Source organism: Microbacterium telephonicum, from assembly GCF_003651225.1.
Lineage (GTDB): Bacteria > Actinomycetota > Actinomycetes > Actinomycetales > Microbacteriaceae > Microbacterium > Microbacterium telephonicum.
On record NZ_RCDB01000002.1, the window covers coordinates 504,755 to 519,766 of the forward strand.

Consider the following 15,012-nt stretch of genomic DNA (forward strand, 5'->3'; position numbering starts at 1 on the left):
GCCAAAACGCGGCGAGGGCTCAGCGGCGCTCGTCGGTCTCGGTGATGACGAACACGCCCGGTTCGCTGCGCGGCGTGGCACGCTCCTCGCGCGGCGGGATGAAGGCGGTCCCGGCGGAGGTGCGCACGATCTGCAGGCCCCCGCGCGCCTCGCGCCACAGCTGCCAGAAGCTCGTCCACAGCGCCGCGATGCCGACGGCGACCGTCAGGCCGAACACCGGCCACCACCACCGGTCGTCGAAGAGCCCGAGCGCGATGATCAGCACGTGCCACGCACCCAGGACGCCGGCATCCGTCCACGACACCGCACGGTCGGTGCGCACCGTGCCGCGGGCGCGCACCAAGAGGGTGAGGATGAGCTGGCCCACGAAGACGATCGGCGCCGAGATCAGCACCCACAGCAACGCCCACGGGTTGGATCCGGTGACGATCCAGCCGACGAACAGCCACAGCGGCAGCACGAGGGCGGCCGGGATCAGCCAGTGGAAGAACGCTCGACGCAGCCACATGACTCCGATGCTACGCCGGTCGGGGACAATGGAAGCTGAAGAAGGGATCAGGATGATCGAGCTGCGCACCCCCGCCGAGATCGAGGCCATGCGGCCCGCCGGACGCTTCGTCGCCGAGACGCTGGCGACGCTGCGGGAGGAGACCACCGTCGGGACCAATCTGCTGGCCATCGACCGCCGCGCGCACGATCTGATCCGCCGCGCCGGCGCCGAGTCCTGCTACATCGACTACCACCCGTCGTTCGGGGCGAGCCCGTTCGGCAAGGTCATCTGCACGTCGATCAACGACGCCGTGCTGCACGGCCTCCCCTTCGACTATGCGCTGCGCGACGGCGACCTGGTGACGCTCGACTTCGCCGTCTCGGTCGACGGCTGGGTCGCCGACTCGGCCGTCTCGTTCGTCGTCGGCACGGCACGCGACGAGGACCTCGCCCTCATCGACACGACGCAGCGCGCGCTGGATGCCGCGATCGCGGCGGCCCAGGTGGGCTCGCGCGTCGGCGACATCTCGCATGCCATCGCGGGGGTCTGCCACGGCGACGGCTACGAGATCAACACCGACTTCGGCGGGCACGGCGTCGGGCGCATCATGCACGGCGACCCGCACATCCCCAACGACGGCAAGCCGGGGCGCGGCTATCCCCTGCGCGAGGGCCTCGTCGTCGCCCTGGAGCCGTGGCTGCTGCAGACCACCGACGAACTGGTCACCGACCCGGACGGCTGGACGCTGCGCAGCGTCGACGGCTCGCGGGGGGCCCACTCCGAGCACACCATCGCGATCACGTCGGCGGGACCGATCGTGCTCACCGATCGGTCGTTCCTCGGCGTCGACTGACGACGACCCCACCCGCGTCCGCTTCGGCGGCGGCCCGGGCGACCGGGCTCAGTCGGCCAGCAGATCGGGGCGGCGCTCGCGCGTGCGGGCGACCTGCTGCTCGTGACGCCACTGCGCGACGCGGCCGTGGTGCCCACTGAGCAGGATCTCCGGCACGTCGTATCCGCGCCACGATGCGGGCTTCGTGTACGAAGGGTACTCGAGCAGGCCGGCCTCGTGGGATTCCTCGACGAGGCTCTCGGGGTTGCCGACCACCCCCGGCACGAGCCGGCCGATCGCCTCGATCATCGCCATCGACGCGACCTCTCCCCCGTTGAGCACGTAGTCACCGAGGCTCATCAGCCGTACCCGGCCGCGGGTGGCGGCGTACGCGAAGACGCGCTCGTCGATGCCCTCGTAGCGCCCGCATCCGAAGACGAGGTGAGGCTCGTCGGCGAGCTCACGCGCCGTGGCCTGTGTGAAGACCTCGCCGGCCGGAGAGGGGAAGACGAAGACGGGATCGGGCGCGTCCGCGGCGATGGCGTCGATGACCTCACCCCAGGGCTCAGGACTCATGACCATGCCCGCGCCCCCGCCGTACGGGGTGTCGTCGACCGAGCGATGCTTCCCGTGCGCGTGATCGCGCAGGTCGTGGACGCGGATGTCGAGCAGCCCCTTGCCGCGGGCCTTGCCCAGCAGCGACACCTCCAGCACGTCGAAGAACGCGGGGAAGATCGAGACGACGTCGATACGCACCCGAGAAGTCTAGGCACCCGCGCCGTGTTTCCGATTCGTGACGCCGGGCTAACCCGTCCACGCGGATGCCGGTGACGCAGGTGTGACGGAAAGGTAATCGCGCGGGGCGCGGAGGCGAAACACCCGGTTCCTACGGTGGAGCGCGAAGTCACCACATCCCACCTGCCGGGAGGCGTCATGACCACCGAACTCACCCCGCCCTCAGTCCAGGCACCACCCGTCACGTCGTCGCCGGCGAGCCCCGCGACGCAGCTGGTGCGCCGGCCGGGTCGCTGGATCGACGGCTGGAATCCCGAGGACGGCGCCTTCTGGGCGTCACAGGGACGCAGGATCGCCCGCCGCAACCTCGGCTGGTCGATCTTCGCCGAGTTCCTCGGGTTCATCATCTGGCAGCTGTGGAGCATCGTCGTGGTGATGCTGCCCGCCGCCGGGTTCACCCTCAGCAGCTCCGAGTCGTTCTGGCTGATCTCGCTGCCGAGCCTCGTCGGGGCGACGCTGCGCTTCCCGTACACGTTCATGGTCGCCCTCGTCGGCGGCCGCAACTGGACGATCGTGTCGGCGGGTCTTCTGCTCATCCCGGCGACCCTCCTCGGCTTGGCCGTGCAGAACCCCGACACGCCCTTCGGCGTGCTGCTGCTCATCGCCGCGCTCGGCGGTGTCGGCGGCGGCAACTTCGCCAGCTCCATGGCCAACATCACCTACTTCTTCCCGCAGAGGGAGAAGGGGTGGGCGCTCGGGCTCAACGCGGCCGGCGGCAACCTCGGCACCTCGGTGGCCCAGCTGCTCGTGCCCGTGGCGGTCACGATCGGCGCCGGCGCCACGGTCAACGTGTCGCTCGCCGGATGGATGTGGATCCCGCTCATCCTCGTCGCGATGTACGGCGCGTGGCGCTACATGGACAACCTGTCGTCGGCGAAGGCCGACTTCGCCGGGTCGGCGGCGGCGCTGCGCGAACCGCACCTGTGGCTGATGTCGCTGTTGTACATCGGGACGTTCGGATCGTTCATCGGCTTCGCGGGCGTGTTCCCCAAGCTCATCGCCGACCAATTCCCCGAGTTCACGACGATCCAGATCGGCCAGACCGCGGTCACCCTCGCCTTCCTCGGCGCCCTGTTCGGCTCGCTCGCCCGGCCCTACGGCGGCAAGCTGGCCGACCGGATCGGCGGAGCCCGGATGACGGTCATCGCCTTCGCGGTGATGTCGCTCGGCGCACTCGCGCTGGTGTGGACGCTGCCGCTGCAGAACTTCTGGGTGTTCCTGGCCTGCTTCCTGCTGCTGTTCACCGCCACCGGCGTCGGCAATGGCGCGACGTACCGGATGATCCCCAACATCTTCGCGGCGCGGGCCGCCGCCCAGGGTGTGAAGCCCGGCACTGAGGAGGCGGCGCGGGTGGCGCGGAAGTCGGCGGCCGCCCTCGGGCTCATCTCCGCGATCGGCGCGTACGGCGGATTCCTGATCCCCCAGGTGCTCAACGCGTCGCAGCTCGCGACCGGCGCCTACACGGCCGCGTTCTACGGGTTCGTCGCCGCCTACGCCGTGCTGCTGGTGATCACCGTCGTCGTCTATATCGTGCCGCGCGCCTCCCTCGCGGGGCACCGCATCTGACGCCCCCGGAACGAATCGGACGGGCCGGCTCCACGGAGTCGGCCCGTCCGGCGTTTCGGCGCGATCGGCGCCGCGTCAGTACACGTCGCGCAGGTACCGGCCCTGCTGCGCCAGCATCCGCACGTACTCCGCCGCCGCGTCCTCCGACCGTCCCCCGTGGCGGCGAACGATCTCGGTCAGGGTCGCCTCGACGTCGGCGGCCATACGAGCCGCGTCGCCGCACACGTAGAAGTGGGCGCCGCGCTCGAGCCACTGCCACAGCACCGCGCCATGCTCGACCATGCGGTCCTGCACGTAGACCTTGGCGCGCTGATCGCGCGAGAAGGCGAGATCGAGCCGCGTCAGGAAGCCGTCGGCGTGCATCGCCTCGAGCTCGTCGCGGTAGTAGAAGTCGGTGGCCTCGTGCTGCTCGCCGAAGAACAGCCAGTTGTCGCCGGTGTGTCCGTCGGCGCGCCGGTCGTGCAGGAAGGCGCGGAACGGCGCGATGCCGGTGCCGGGGCCGACCATGACCATCGGCGCGTCGGGATCGGCGGGCGGGCGGAATCCCGGCGAACGGTGCAGGTACAGCGGGGTGCCGCCGGCGCCGGCGCCGTCGGCGAGGAACGTCGAGGCGACACCACCCCGACGACGGCCCGGCTCGCTGTCGAACCGCACGACCGAGACCGTCAGCTCCACCCGGTCGGGCGTCGTCTTCGGGCTCGACGAGATCGAGTACTGCCGCGGTTGGAGCCGGCCGAGCACGCCCGCCCACTCCGCCGCGGTCGCGGTGACGGGGAACCGGCGGAGCAGGTCGGGGGCCTGCAGACCCCACAGATACTGCGCGCGCCGCTGTGTCGCATCGCGGCGCAGCAGCGCGTGCAGCTCGGTGTCGGTCGTGCGCTCGGCCAGGAAGGCGAGCAGCGCGGGGGTGACACGCGTGATGTCCAGGGCCCGCCGCAGCGCGTCGCCGAGGAACCGCTCCTGCCCGTCCACCTCGACGACGGCGCGCGGGCTCAGCCCCGTGAGGGCGAGCCACTCCGCGACGACGGGTTCGGCGTTGGCGACGACGACACCGAGCGAGTCGCCGGCCTCGTAGCGCGCTCCGGTGTCCGACAGGTCGAACCCGAAGCGGCGCACCTCCTTGGTCGAGCCCGCACCCGACAGCAGCACGTCAGTGACGAGTGGCGCCGTCAGCGGATTGGCGCGGGTGAACAGGCGTCGCGTGGCCGGAGCGGATGCCGCACTCGGCGCCGCCGGCACCGCGCCCAGCGCACCGGCGACGGCGTCGATCCACGCCGAGGCCGGCGCGTCGTACTCGGGCGCGCAGTCCGCGCGCGGCAGCAGCGCCGTCGCGCCGAGCGCCCCGAACCGGTCGTGCAGCCCGCGGCCGTGACCGCAGAAGTCGTCGTAGCTGGGATCGCCGATCGCCAGCACGGCGTATTCGAGTCCGTCCAGACGCGGCGCCGACTCGGCACTCAGCTCCCGCCACAGGTCGACCGCGTTGTCGGGCGGACCGCCGTCGCCGAAGGTCGAGGTCACCACGAGCACCCGCCCCAGGTCCGTGAGCGACGCGGCGTTCGTCTCGCGCATGCTCACCGCCCGGGCCGGGATGCCGCGCGCCGCCAGGCTGGACGCGACCTGCGCGGCGAGTTCCTCGGCGGTGCCCGTCTGCGACCCCCACAGCACGGTGACCTCACTGTCCGTCCGAGCCGCCGTCGGCGGAGCGAGGGAGGCGAGGACCCCCGTCAGCCAGCCACGCACCTGCGCGCCCACCGGTGCGGCCGCGGGCAGGGTCGTGAGCGCACCGGCGACCTGCGGCGCCGCCTCGATCGCCGCCAGCAGACCCGCCGCGAACGCCGACTCCGCGGCATCCAGCGCGGGCGCGTCGGCGGCACTCAGGGCGCGGCGGAAGACCGCGCCCGCCGAGGTGTCGTCCTCCCGCACCGGAGCGGGTCCGACGCGGCGCAGCGCCACGGCGGAGACCTTGAACTCGGGCTGCAGCGAGACGGGGTCGACGGCGTCGTTCGTGACCGCGTTGACCGTCACGTACTCGCCGTGCTCGTCGTTCCAGTGGAAGGGCGCGAACAGCGTCCCCGGTCCGACGCGGTCGGTGAGGCTCGCCGGGACGACGAGCCGCCCACGGCGGGAGGACACCTCCACGATGTCCCCGTCCGCGACGCCCAGCGCGGCGGCATCCGCGGGATTCACCTCGACGAACGGCTCGGATCCCAGGCGCAGCAGCTTCGCCACGCGGCCGGTCTTGGTCATGGTGTGCCACTGGTGCGGCAGCCGGCCCGTCGTGAGAACGAGCGGGTACGCGTCGTCGGGCGCTTCGGCGGGGCCCCGGTGCGGGCGCGGCAGGAAGCGGGCGCGACGGCTGGGCGTCGGGAACGCCAGACGCGGGACGGTGCCGTCGGGTTCGCGATGCGGATGCTGGCTCACGCCGTCGTTGATGTAGCGGATCGGGTGGCGGTCGGCGGCGTCTCCCGGCGGCGCGGGCCACTGCACCGGTCCGCCCTGCAAGCGCGCGTGCGAGACGCCGCGGATGTCCCACCCCGTCGCGGGATTCCAGAACCGTCGCAGCTCGTCGAACACCTCCGACGCGTCGGCGTACCCGAAGCCGTCGGCGAAGCCCATCGCCTGGGCGACGAGGCAGATGAGCCGCCAATCGGGGGTCGCCTCCCCCGGCGGCGTACTCGCGCCCGGCACGAGGGTCATCGTTCGGTCGCTGCTGACCATGACGCCGGCCGATTCGACCCACAGAGTCGCCGGCAGCACGATGTCGGCGTACGCGTTGGTGGCGGTGTCGGCGTACACATCCTGCGTGATGACGAGCTCGGCCGCTTCGAGGCCCTCGATCACGCCGCGCCGGTTCGCGACGGACGCCACCGGGTTGGTGCAGATGATCCAGGCCGCCTTGACGGTGCCCTCGGCCATCGCCCGGTACATCTCGATCGTGCCGGTGCCCGTCTCGGCGCGGATGCCGCCCGGCTCCAGTCCCCAGATCTGTTCGGCGAACGCGCGGTCGGCGGGATCGAGCACGCTGCGCTGCCCGGGAAGGCCCGGACCCATGTACCCCATCTCCCGGCCGCCCATCGCATTCGGCTGTCCGGTGAGCGAGAACGGTCCGCTCCCGGGACGGCAGATCGCGCCGGTCGCGAGGTGGAGGTTGCAGAGGGCGTTGGTGTTCCAGGTGCCCTGTACCGACTGGTTCAGGCCCATCGTCCACAGGCTCATCCATTCGCCGGCTTCGGCGATCCAGCGGGCGGCCGTGCGGATGTCCTCCTCCGCGAGCCCGGTGATCTCGGCGACGTGCGCGGGCGTGTAGTCGGCGAGGAACGCCGGCATCTCGTCCCAGCCCTCGGTGTGTTCGGCGATGAAGTCGCGGTCGACCGCGCCGGCGGCCACCAGTACGTGCAGCAGGCCGTTCAGCAGCGCCAGGTCGGTGCCGGGGCGGATCTGCAGGTACAGGTCGGCGCGCTCGGCGGTCGCGGTGCGTCGCGGATCGACGACGATGAGGCGGGCGCCCTGCTTCAGCCGGTCCGCCATCCGCAGGAAGAGGATCGGGTGGCAGTCGGCCATGTTCGAGCCGATCACGAAGAACAGGTCGGACCGGTCGAAGTCCTCGTACGAGCCGGGCGGCCCGTCGGCACCGAGCGACTGCTTGTACCCGGTGCCCGCCGAGGCCATGCACAGGCGCGAGTTCGACTCGATGTGGATCCCGCGGAGGTAGCCCTTGACGAGCTTGTTGGCGAGGTACTGCGCCTCGATCGACATCTGTCCGGACACGTACAGGGCGATGGCGTCGGGGCCGTGCGCGTCGACGATGGCGCGCAGTCGGGCACCGGCATCCGCGATGGCCTCGGCGAGGGCGACAGGCACCGGCTCGGCGCCGCGGTGGGCCCGTCGCAGCGCCGTCGTGAGCCTGCCGGGCGCGCGCATGAGGTCGAGGTGCGTGGCGCCCTTGGTGCACAGCCGACCGGCGTTCGTCGGGTGCTCTCGGTCGCCGACGGCCCCCGTGAGCGTGCCGCCGTCGGCGCTGACGACGATGCCGCAGCCGACCCCGCAGTACGAGCAGACACCGCGCCTCGTGCCCGCGCGCACGGGTGCGAGGGTGTCGGGCGTCGGGGTCATCACCCGATGATCGCCGACGGATGTTCCGCGCGCGCACGCGCGCTGTTACCGGCGGATCACACCGATCTCACCCGACGCCGAACGCACGCGTGAGCGGTCGCGGAGGGGTCAGGCTGTGGTGCCGGACTCGTCGTCGGATGCCGGGGCCTCGGCGTCGGCGCCGGCTCCCTCGTCGTCGGAGGCGACGTCGTCGGGGTCGTCGGGGATGGGCTCGAACAATCCGGTCGGCGGCGTCACGATGACGCGTCCGGCGGACAGGTCGACCTCCGGGACGATCGCCTTGACGAACGGCACGAGCACCTCGTCGTCGGAGCCGGCGACCTGCACGATGAGCAGGTCCTGCGCGGGGAGGTGGTCGACGCGCGCGACGCGCCCGACGACCTCGTCACCGCGAACCACGTCGAGGCCCACGAGCTGGTGGTCGTACCAGGCGTCGTCCTCGGTGGATTCGGTCTCGTCCTGATCGACCCAGAGGATCGCGCGCACGAGCCCTTCGGCCGCGGTGCGGTCCTCGATGTCCTCGAGGAAGACGACGGGGTGGGAGTTCATCCAGCGGAACTCGCGCACGGTGACAGACTTGCCGTGCCACGGAGATGCCTCGGGCACCTGCAACGTGAACACGGCCCCGGGGACGAAACGTCCGTCCGGGTCGTCGGTGTACAGCTCGAGCTTGAGCGCACCTTTGAGGCCGTGCGCCTTGACCAGACGCCCGACGCGCAGCTGCGCGCGGGCGGTCGACCCCGCAGCCATCAGTCGTCCGCGACGTCGACGCGCACGCGGCGGCCGTCGGCGAGGGCGGTGACGACGGTGCGCAGGGCCCGTGCCGTCCGGCCGCCGCGCCCGATCACACGTCCCCGGTCCTCGGGGTGCACGCGCACCTCGAGGACGTCGCCGCGCGGCGACGTGGAGGAACGGATGACGACGTCGTCCGGGTGATCGACGATCCCCTTGACGACGTGCTCGAGCGCAGCGGCCAGCACGGGATTACTCTGCCTCGGCGGCGTCGGCCTCGGGCGCCTCGGCCTTCTTCTCGGCCTTGGGCTTGACGACCGACTTCTTGTCGGCGTCGGCGACGAACTCGACCTTGTCGGCCGCGGTCTTCACGGTCGAGGTCGCGTTCTTGTCGCCCTTGAAGCGACCCCAGTCACCGGTGAGCTTCAGCAGCGCGGTGACCTGCTCGGTCGGCTGGGCGCCGACGGAGAGCCAGTACTGCGCGCGCTCGGAGTCGACCTCGATGAACGAGGGCTCCTCGGTGGGGTGGTACTTGCCGATCTCCTCGATCACGCGACCGTCGCGCTTGGTGCGCGAGTCGGCGACGACGATGCGGTAGTAGGGCGCGCGGATCTTGCCGAGGCGCTTGAGACGGATCTTGACAGCCACAATTCTCCTGAATGGTGTGAGTGGTAGAGACGAACGTCGCCTGGAGCGTGGGGTGCACACCCGGCGGAAGCTCTGAGGGTGGATGCGGCGCCGGATAGAGGGTCGAGCGCTGCGGTCCAACCATCAATTCTGCCAGATGATGACGGCGCTCGCGAACCGGCCGAGTACGGCGTGTCAGACTGTGCCCATGACGGTGCCCTTCGCGACATCCGCCCGCTCGACGGTGGGCCTGGAGTGGGAGCTGATGCTCGCCGACACCGAGACGGGCGACCTCGCCCCGCGCGCCCCGGAGCTGCTCGAGGCGCTGGGCGAAGACGCCGAGCACGAGCGGCACACGATCACCGGCGAACTGCTGACGAACACGATCGAGGTCACCAGCGGCATCGGCGACACGGTCGCGGCCGCCGTCGACGACATCGCGGACGCGATCGCGCAGGTGCGCGAGCTCGCCGACCCCCGCGGGATCGGCCTGCTGTGCGCCGGCAGCCACCCGTTCGCGCAGTGGTACGACCAGCAGGTCACCGACAAGACGCGGTATCACAAGCTCATCGAGCGCACCCAATGGTGGGGGCGCAACATGATGATCTGGGGCATCCACGTGCACGTCGGCGTCGACGACGTGACCAAGGTGCTGCCGATCGTCAACGCCCTCGCCGTCTATCTCCCCCATCTGCAGGCGCTGTCGGCTTCTAGCCCGTTCTGGGCGGGCGAGCGCACCGGGTACGCGTCCAATCGCTCGCTCGTGTTCCAGCAGCTGCCCACGGCGGGACTGCCGTGGCCTCTCACCGACTGGAGCCAGTACGAGGCGTACCTCGACGACATGGTGCGCACCGGGGTCATGGAGGATGCGACCGAGGTGCGGTGGGACATCCGCCCGGCGCCGCGGTGGGGCACCGTCGAAGTGCGGGCGTGCGACGGCATGTCGACGCTCACCGAGCTCGCCGCCGTCGCCGCCCTCGTGCAATCCCTCGTGGAGCACTTCTCCCGCGAACTCGACGAAGGTCGGGAGCTGCCGACCGTGCAGCCGTGGTTCGTGCGCGAGAACAAGTGGCGTGCCGCCCGCTACGGCCTCGACGCGCGGGTGATCGTCGACCGCGCGGGCACGCAGCGCCCCGTCGTGGAGCACCTGCGGGAGACGATGGAGATGCTGGCGCCCGTAGCACAGGAGCTGCACTGCGCGCGGGAGTTCGCCGGCCTCGACACGATCCTCACCCAGGGCGCGAGCTACGCACGCCAGGTCGCCGTGGCGGATGCCGCCGAGGGCGACCTGCAGGCGGTCGTGCAGCATCTGCTGCGCGAGTTCCGGCAGGGGCCCGCGCGCACCGGGCCGCTCGAGGTCTGACGCGGCGCGGGGCTCGAGGCGGGCCTCAGCCCTTGCCGAACAGCTTCTGGATCTCGGCGAGGTCCGCCTCGGACGGGGGCTTCGCCCCGCCGCCGAGGCCGAATCCCGATCCCGTCGGAGCGGACGCTGCGGCGGGCAGTCCCGCGTTCTCGGCGGCGCGCTTGGCGGGATTGCCCGAGCGCGACCCGGTCTTGCTCTTCTGCTTGTTGCCGCGCTTGCTCGACGCGCCCGGCTTGCCACCCATCGGGCCCATGCCGGGGATCGAAGGGACCCCGCCGCGGGCGACGGTCTTCATCATCTTCGACGCCTGGTCGAAACGCTGCACGAGCTGGTTGACGTCGGTGACAGTCATGCCGGAGCCGCGCGCGATACGCAGGCGACGGGAGCCGTTGAGCACCTTGGGGTTGCGGCGCTCCCCCGGCGTCATCGAGCGGATGATCGCCTCGGTGCGGTCGATCTCGCGGTCGTCGAAGTCGTCGAGCTGCTGCTTCATCTGGCCCATGCCCGGGAGCATCCCGAGCATCTTCTTCATCGAGCCCATCTTCTTCATCTGCTGGAGCTGCTCGAGGAAGTCCTCGAGCGTGAACTGCTCCTTCGCGAGCTTCTCGGCGACCTTCATCGCCTCTTCCTCGTCGAAGGCCTGCTGGGCCTGCTCGATGAGGGTCAGGATGTCGCCGAGGTCGAGGATGCGGCTGGCCATGCGGTCCGGGTGGAACGCCTCGAGGTCGTCGAGGCCCTCACCGGTCGAGGCGAAGATGATGGGGCGGCCCGTCACGGATGCGACCGAGAGGGCTGCGCCGCCGCGGGCGTCGCCGTCGAGCTTGGAGAGCACGACACCTGTGAAGTCGACGCCGTCCTGGAAGGCCTTGGCGGTGTTGACGGCATCCTGACCGATCATCGCGTCGATGACGAACAGCACCTCGTCGGGGTTCGTCGCGGTGCGGATGTCGGCGGCCTGCTTCATGAGCTCGGCGTCCACACCGAGCCGGCCGGCGGTGTCGATGATGACGATGTCGTGCTGGTGACGGCGTGCGTGCTCGACGCCGTCCCGCGCGACCTGCACGGGGTTGCCGACGCCGTTGCCCGGCTCCGGCGCATAGATCGCGGCGCCGGCCTGCTGCGCGACCACCTGCAGCTGGTTGACGGCATTGGGTCGCTGCAGGTCGCACGCGACGAGCAGGGGCGTGTGTCCGTCCTTCTCGAGCTGCTTGGCGAGCTTGCCGGCGAACGTCGTCTTGCCCGAGCCCTGCAGACCGGCGAGCATGATGACGGTCGGCGGGTTCTTGGCGAACTGCAGGCGGCGCTGCTGGCCGCCGAGGATCGCGACGAGCTCCTCGTTGACGATCTGCACGACCTGCTGCGCGGGGTTGAGGGCGCGGTTCACCTCGTCGCCGAGGGCGCGTTCGCGCACCTTCGCGGTGAACTCCTTCACGACCGTCAGGGCGACGTCCGCATCCAGCAGCGCCCGTCGGATCTCGCGGACGGTGCCGTCCACGTCGGCCGGCGTGAGCTTGCCCTTCGTGCGGAGGTTGCGGAAGGTCTCTGTGAGCCGGTCGGAGAGGGTGCCGAAAGTCGCCATGATCCCCCGATTCTACGCGAGCCGCGGCCGCGGGCCGGAGCCGCGCGGGAGGCGCCCTGCGGCGCGCCTCAGTGCGGGTCGAGTTCCTGGAACAGCGTGAGCTGCAGCCCCGCCGGCCCCCGCAGGCGCGCGTTGCGCGAGTTCCACGGCGTCACGCGCGGACGCGCCTCGACGTCGGCGCCGGCCTCGGCCAGCCGCGTCGCAGCGGCGTCGGCGTCGGCCACCTGGAACGCGAGGCGGATGCGGTCGCTCGGCGCGTCTCCGTCGGTCTCCACGCGATCGATGAACTCCACCTGGGCGGGGTTCGCGATCTCGAGCGTCGCCCGGCCCGCGGCGAGGATCGCGACGCGCGCGCCGCCGTCGGCCTCATACGCTTCGGCCTGCGGCATCCCCACGACGTCGCGATAGAAGGCGAGGGTCTGCTCGAATGCGGCTGCCTGCACGACGACCCGCAACTGCGACACCTCGCCCTCGGCGGCCCCACCGATCGCGGTGGAAACGGCATCCGCGGCCCGATCGAGGAAGGGGGCGAGGGCGGTGCGCCCGGCGCCCTCCTGAGCCCACGCCTCGATCGCGGCGAGCACGGCGCCGCCCCACGCCGCCCCGACGACATCCGCGCGGATGCGGTCGGCGCCCGCGGCCCGGGCGTGCGCGGCGACGGCGCGCGCGATGCGTGCCCGCCGCACCGCCGCCTCCCGCTCGAGTTCGTCGACGATGCCCATCGCGGTGGCGTGGACGATGCCGAGCGCGAGCGGGTCCGGAGCGAAGTCCGCCCCGACGCCCGCGACGACGTCGCGGATCCGCGCGGCCACGGCCGCATCGCCACCCTCCACGGGGGCGGCATCGAGTGCGACGACGAGGGCCTCGATGCGCTCGTCGAGCCCCGCCCAGAGGATGTCGGACTTGGAGGCGAAGTAGTTGAAGAAGCTCGAGCGGCTCACGCCCGCGCGCGTCGTGATGTCGGCGACGGAGGTCGCGGCGAAGCCCCGCTCGAGGAACAGCTCGCTCGCCGCCTCGGCGAGGGTCTCGCGGGATGATGCGCGGGGCCTGCCGGCTCCGGGACGCACGGGGGGCGTGGTCATGACCACAGCCTACCGAGGGGTATTGTTGGACGCCGTACAGCAATCCGCGCGCCGAGAGGAAGTCGCATGCTCGATGTCCGCACCGTGGGTCTCGCGCCCCGCTTCGTCCCGTATCAGGAGGGGTGGGCGCTGCAGCGCGAACTGCACGCCGAGATCGTCGCCGGCGACCGCGACGACACCCTGCTGCTGATGGAGCACGAGCCCGTCTACACCGCCGGCGCACGCACCGCGCGGCACGAGCGTCCGGTCGACGGCACCCCGGTGGTCGACGTCGACCGCGGCGGGAAGATCACCTGGCACGGCCCGGGGCAGCTCGTGGGCTACCCGCTGCTGCGCCTTCCGGAGCCGATCGACGTGGTCGCGCATGTGCGGCGACTCGAGGCGGTGCTGATCGGCGTGCTGCGCGAGTGGGGAGTCGACGGCTACCGCGTCGAGGGACGCTCCGGCGTCTGGGTGCGCCGCCCCCTCTCCGAGGACAAGATCGCCGCGATCGGCGTCCGCGTTCAGCGCGGCGTGACGATGCACGGCTTCGCGCTCAACTGCGACAACTCCCTGCTGCCGTTCCGCTCGATCGTCCCGTGCGGCATCTCCGACGCCGGAGTGACGACGATCAGCGAAGTGGTGGGAGCCGACGTCTCCCCCGCCGACGTGCACGACGCCGTCGCCGAGGCCTTCCGCTCCGCGGCCACAACCCCCGACGCGGAGGTCGCGGCGTGAGCGCGTGCGGCACGGGGCCGGCATCCGCCCCCGCGGCGGCGCCCGACGGACGCCGCCTGCTGCGGCTGGAGGTGCGCAACGCGCAGACGCCGATCGAGCGCAAGCCGGAGTGGATCAAGACGCGGGCGAAGATGGGGCCGGAGTACCAGGCGCTGCACTCGCTGGTGAAGACCGAGCAGCTGCACACGGTCTGCCAGGAAGCCGGCTGCCCCAACATCTACGAGTGCTGGGAGGACCGGGAAGCCACCTTCCTCATCGGCGGCTCGCAGTGCACGCGCCGCTGCGACTTCTGCCAGATCGACACCGGCAAGCCGGCGGACTACGACATCGACGAGCCGCGCCGCGTCGCCGAGAGCGTGCAGCGGATGCAGCTGCGCTACGCGACGGTCACGTGCGTCGCGCGTGACGACCTGCCCGACGGCGGCGCCTGGCTCAACGCCGAGACCGTGCGCAAGATCCACGAGATCAACCCCGGGACCGGCGTCGAGCTGCTGGCGACGGACTTCAACGGCGAACCGCGGCTGTTGGACGAGGTGTTCGCGGCCCGCCCCGAGGTGTTCGCTCACAACGTCGAGACGGTGCCGCGCATCTTCAAGCGCATCCGGCCCGCGTTCCGGTACGAGCGCTCGCTCGACGTGCTGACGCAGGCCCGCGCGGCGGGCCTCATCACGAAGTCGAACCTCATCCTCGGCATGGGCGAAGAGCCGGAGGAGGTCGTGCAGGCGCTGCGCGACCTGCACGAGGCGGGCACCGACATCATCACGATCACGCAGTATCTGCGGCCGACACCACGCCACCTGCCGGTGGCGCGCTGGGTGAAGCCCGCCGAGTTCGTCGAGTTCAAGGAGGAGGCCGAGCGCATCGGGTTCCTCGGCGTGCTCGCGGGGCCCCTCGTGCGCTCGTCGTACCGTGCCGGCCGCCTGTGGGCGCAGTCGATGATCTCGAAGGGCCGGGAGATCCCGCCCCACCTGTCCCACCTCGGCGACTCCGTCACCCAGGGCTTCGCGCAGGCGGTCTGAAAAGCGGGCGGCGGCCCGGCGTTCGGCAGACGGAATCGGCGACCTGGGACGCTCGCGAGTCGCCGCTCGTGACTGGTGAGCGAAGACGCCCCGCCTG

Annotated in this window: 13 protein-coding genes; 5 read left to right on the forward strand and 8 right to left on the reverse strand. The window is 71.4% G+C overall.

The features are described 5' to 3' along the window. Nucleotides 1-19: 19 nt before the first annotated feature. Nucleotides 20-508 carry an MFS transporter permease gene (locus tag C7474_RS07370; protein WP_121058483.1) on the reverse strand — a complete coding sequence of 163 codons (489 nt, stop codon included), beginning with the start codon at nt 506-508 and terminating at the stop codon, nt 20-22. A 52-nt stretch (nt 509-560) separates the two neighbouring features. Here C7474_RS07370 and map point away from each other — a divergent pair, with 52 nt between their 5' ends. After that, a complete protein-coding gene (map, locus tag C7474_RS07375; protein WP_121058485.1) occupies nt 561-1,343 on the forward strand; it encodes a type I methionyl aminopeptidase in 783 nt (260 codons plus the stop codon). A 48-nt stretch (nt 1,344-1,391) separates the two neighbouring features. On the opposite strand, the gene trmD is transcribed toward map, so the two are convergent. After that, the gene (gene trmD / locus C7474_RS07380; RefSeq protein ID WP_121058487.1) at nt 1,392-2,078 is read right to left on the reverse strand and encodes a tRNA (guanosine(37)-N1)-methyltransferase TrmD; all 687 of its coding nucleotides are present in this window, start codon (nt 2,076-2,078) and stop codon (nt 1,392-1,394) included. Between the two features lie 177 nt (nt 2,079-2,255). On the opposite strand from trmD, the gene C7474_RS07385 reads away from it, so the two are divergent. Further along, nucleotides 2,256-3,683 carry an MFS transporter gene (locus C7474_RS07385; RefSeq protein WP_121058489.1) on the forward strand — a complete coding sequence of 476 codons (1,428 nt, stop codon included), beginning with the start codon at nt 2,256-2,258 and terminating at the stop codon, nt 3,681-3,683. A 75-nt stretch (nt 3,684-3,758) separates the two neighbouring features. On the opposite strand, the gene C7474_RS07390 is transcribed toward C7474_RS07385, so the two are convergent. The 4 genes from C7474_RS07390 to rpsP form a co-directional block, all read right to left on the reverse strand. Beyond that, nucleotides 3,759-7,796, reverse strand: coding sequence for a bifunctional nitrate reductase/sulfite reductase flavoprotein subunit alpha (locus C7474_RS07390; RefSeq protein ID WP_121058492.1), 4,038 nt, complete (start codon nt 7,794-7,796; stop codon nt 3,759-3,761). Between the two features lie 108 nt (nt 7,797-7,904). Further along, a complete protein-coding gene (gene rimM / locus C7474_RS07395; protein ID WP_121058494.1) occupies nt 7,905-8,546 on the reverse strand; it encodes a ribosome maturation factor RimM in 642 nt (213 codons plus the stop codon). Beyond that, entirely contained in the window at nt 8,546-8,776 is a 231-nt protein-coding gene (locus tag C7474_RS07400; protein ID WP_121058496.1) for an RNA-binding protein, read from the reverse strand. Before C7474_RS07400 ends, rimM begins: the two co-directional genes overlap by 1 nt. Before the next feature lie 4 nt (nt 8,777-8,780). After that, entirely contained in the window at nt 8,781-9,176 is a 396-nt protein-coding gene (gene rpsP / locus C7474_RS07405) for a 30S ribosomal protein S16 (RefSeq protein ID WP_121058498.1), read from the reverse strand. A gap of 187 nt (nt 9,177-9,363) precedes the next feature. Here rpsP and C7474_RS07410 point away from each other — a divergent pair, with 187 nt between their 5' ends. Beyond that, entirely contained in the window at nt 9,364-10,518 is a 1,155-nt protein-coding gene (locus tag C7474_RS07410; protein ID WP_121058500.1) for a glutamate--cysteine ligase, read from the forward strand. 25 nt (nt 10,519-10,543) lie between these two features. On the opposite strand, the gene ffh is transcribed toward C7474_RS07410, so the two are convergent. Both ffh and C7474_RS07420 read right to left on the reverse strand, forming a co-directional pair. Beyond that, nucleotides 10,544-12,097, reverse strand: coding sequence for a signal recognition particle protein (gene ffh, locus C7474_RS07415; RefSeq protein WP_121058502.1), 1,554 nt, complete (start codon nt 12,095-12,097; stop codon nt 10,544-10,546). A gap of 68 nt (nt 12,098-12,165) precedes the next feature. After that, nucleotides 12,166-13,179 (reverse strand): TetR family transcriptional regulator, encoded by a 1,014-nt coding sequence (locus C7474_RS07420; RefSeq protein ID WP_121058504.1) that lies wholly within the window; start codon nt 13,177-13,179, stop codon nt 12,166-12,168. Between the two features lie 66 nt (nt 13,180-13,245). Here C7474_RS07420 and lipB point away from each other — a divergent pair, with 66 nt between their 5' ends. Both lipB and lipA read left to right on the forward strand, forming a co-directional pair. Continuing rightward, nucleotides 13,246-13,896, forward strand: coding sequence for a lipoyl(octanoyl) transferase LipB (gene lipB, locus C7474_RS07425; protein ID WP_121058506.1), 651 nt, complete (start codon nt 13,246-13,248; stop codon nt 13,894-13,896). Continuing rightward, entirely contained in the window at nt 13,893-14,915 is a 1,023-nt protein-coding gene (gene lipA / locus C7474_RS07430; RefSeq protein WP_121058508.1) for a lipoyl synthase, read from the forward strand. The genes lipB and lipA overlap by 4 nt, the downstream gene beginning before the upstream one ends. Nucleotides 14,916-15,012: the final 97 nt, after the last annotated feature.

Excerpts from the sequence above, each read along its gene's own strand:
- C7474_RS07390 (WP_121058492.1), bottom strand. The coding sequence starts at position 7,796 with ATGACCCCGACGCCCGACACCCTCGCACCCGTGCGCGCGGGCACGAGG.
- ffh (WP_121058502.1), bottom strand. The coding sequence starts at position 12,097 with ATGGCGACTTTCGGCACCCTCTCCGACCGGCTCACAGAGACCTTCCGC.
- C7474_RS07420 (WP_121058504.1), bottom strand. The coding sequence starts at position 13,179 with ATGACCACGCCCCCCGTGCGTCCCGGAGCCGGCAGGCCCCGCGCATCA.
- lipB (WP_121058506.1), top strand. The coding sequence starts at position 13,246 with ATGCTCGATGTCCGCACCGTGGGTCTCGCGCCCCGCTTCGTCCCGTAT.
- rimM (WP_121058494.1), bottom strand. The coding sequence starts at position 8,546 with ATGGCTGCGGGGTCGACCGCCCGCGCGCAGCTGCGCGTCGGGCGTCTG.
- C7474_RS07370 (WP_121058483.1), bottom strand. The coding sequence starts at position 508 with ATGTGGCTGCGTCGAGCGTTCTTCCACTGGCTGATCCCGGCCGCCCTC.
- C7474_RS07410 (WP_121058500.1), top strand. The coding sequence starts at position 9,364 with ATGACGGTGCCCTTCGCGACATCCGCCCGCTCGACGGTGGGCCTGGAG.
- C7474_RS07385 (WP_121058489.1), top strand. The coding sequence starts at position 2,256 with ATGACCACCGAACTCACCCCGCCCTCAGTCCAGGCACCACCCGTCACG.
- map (WP_121058485.1), top strand. The coding sequence starts at position 561 with ATGATCGAGCTGCGCACCCCCGCCGAGATCGAGGCCATGCGGCCCGCC.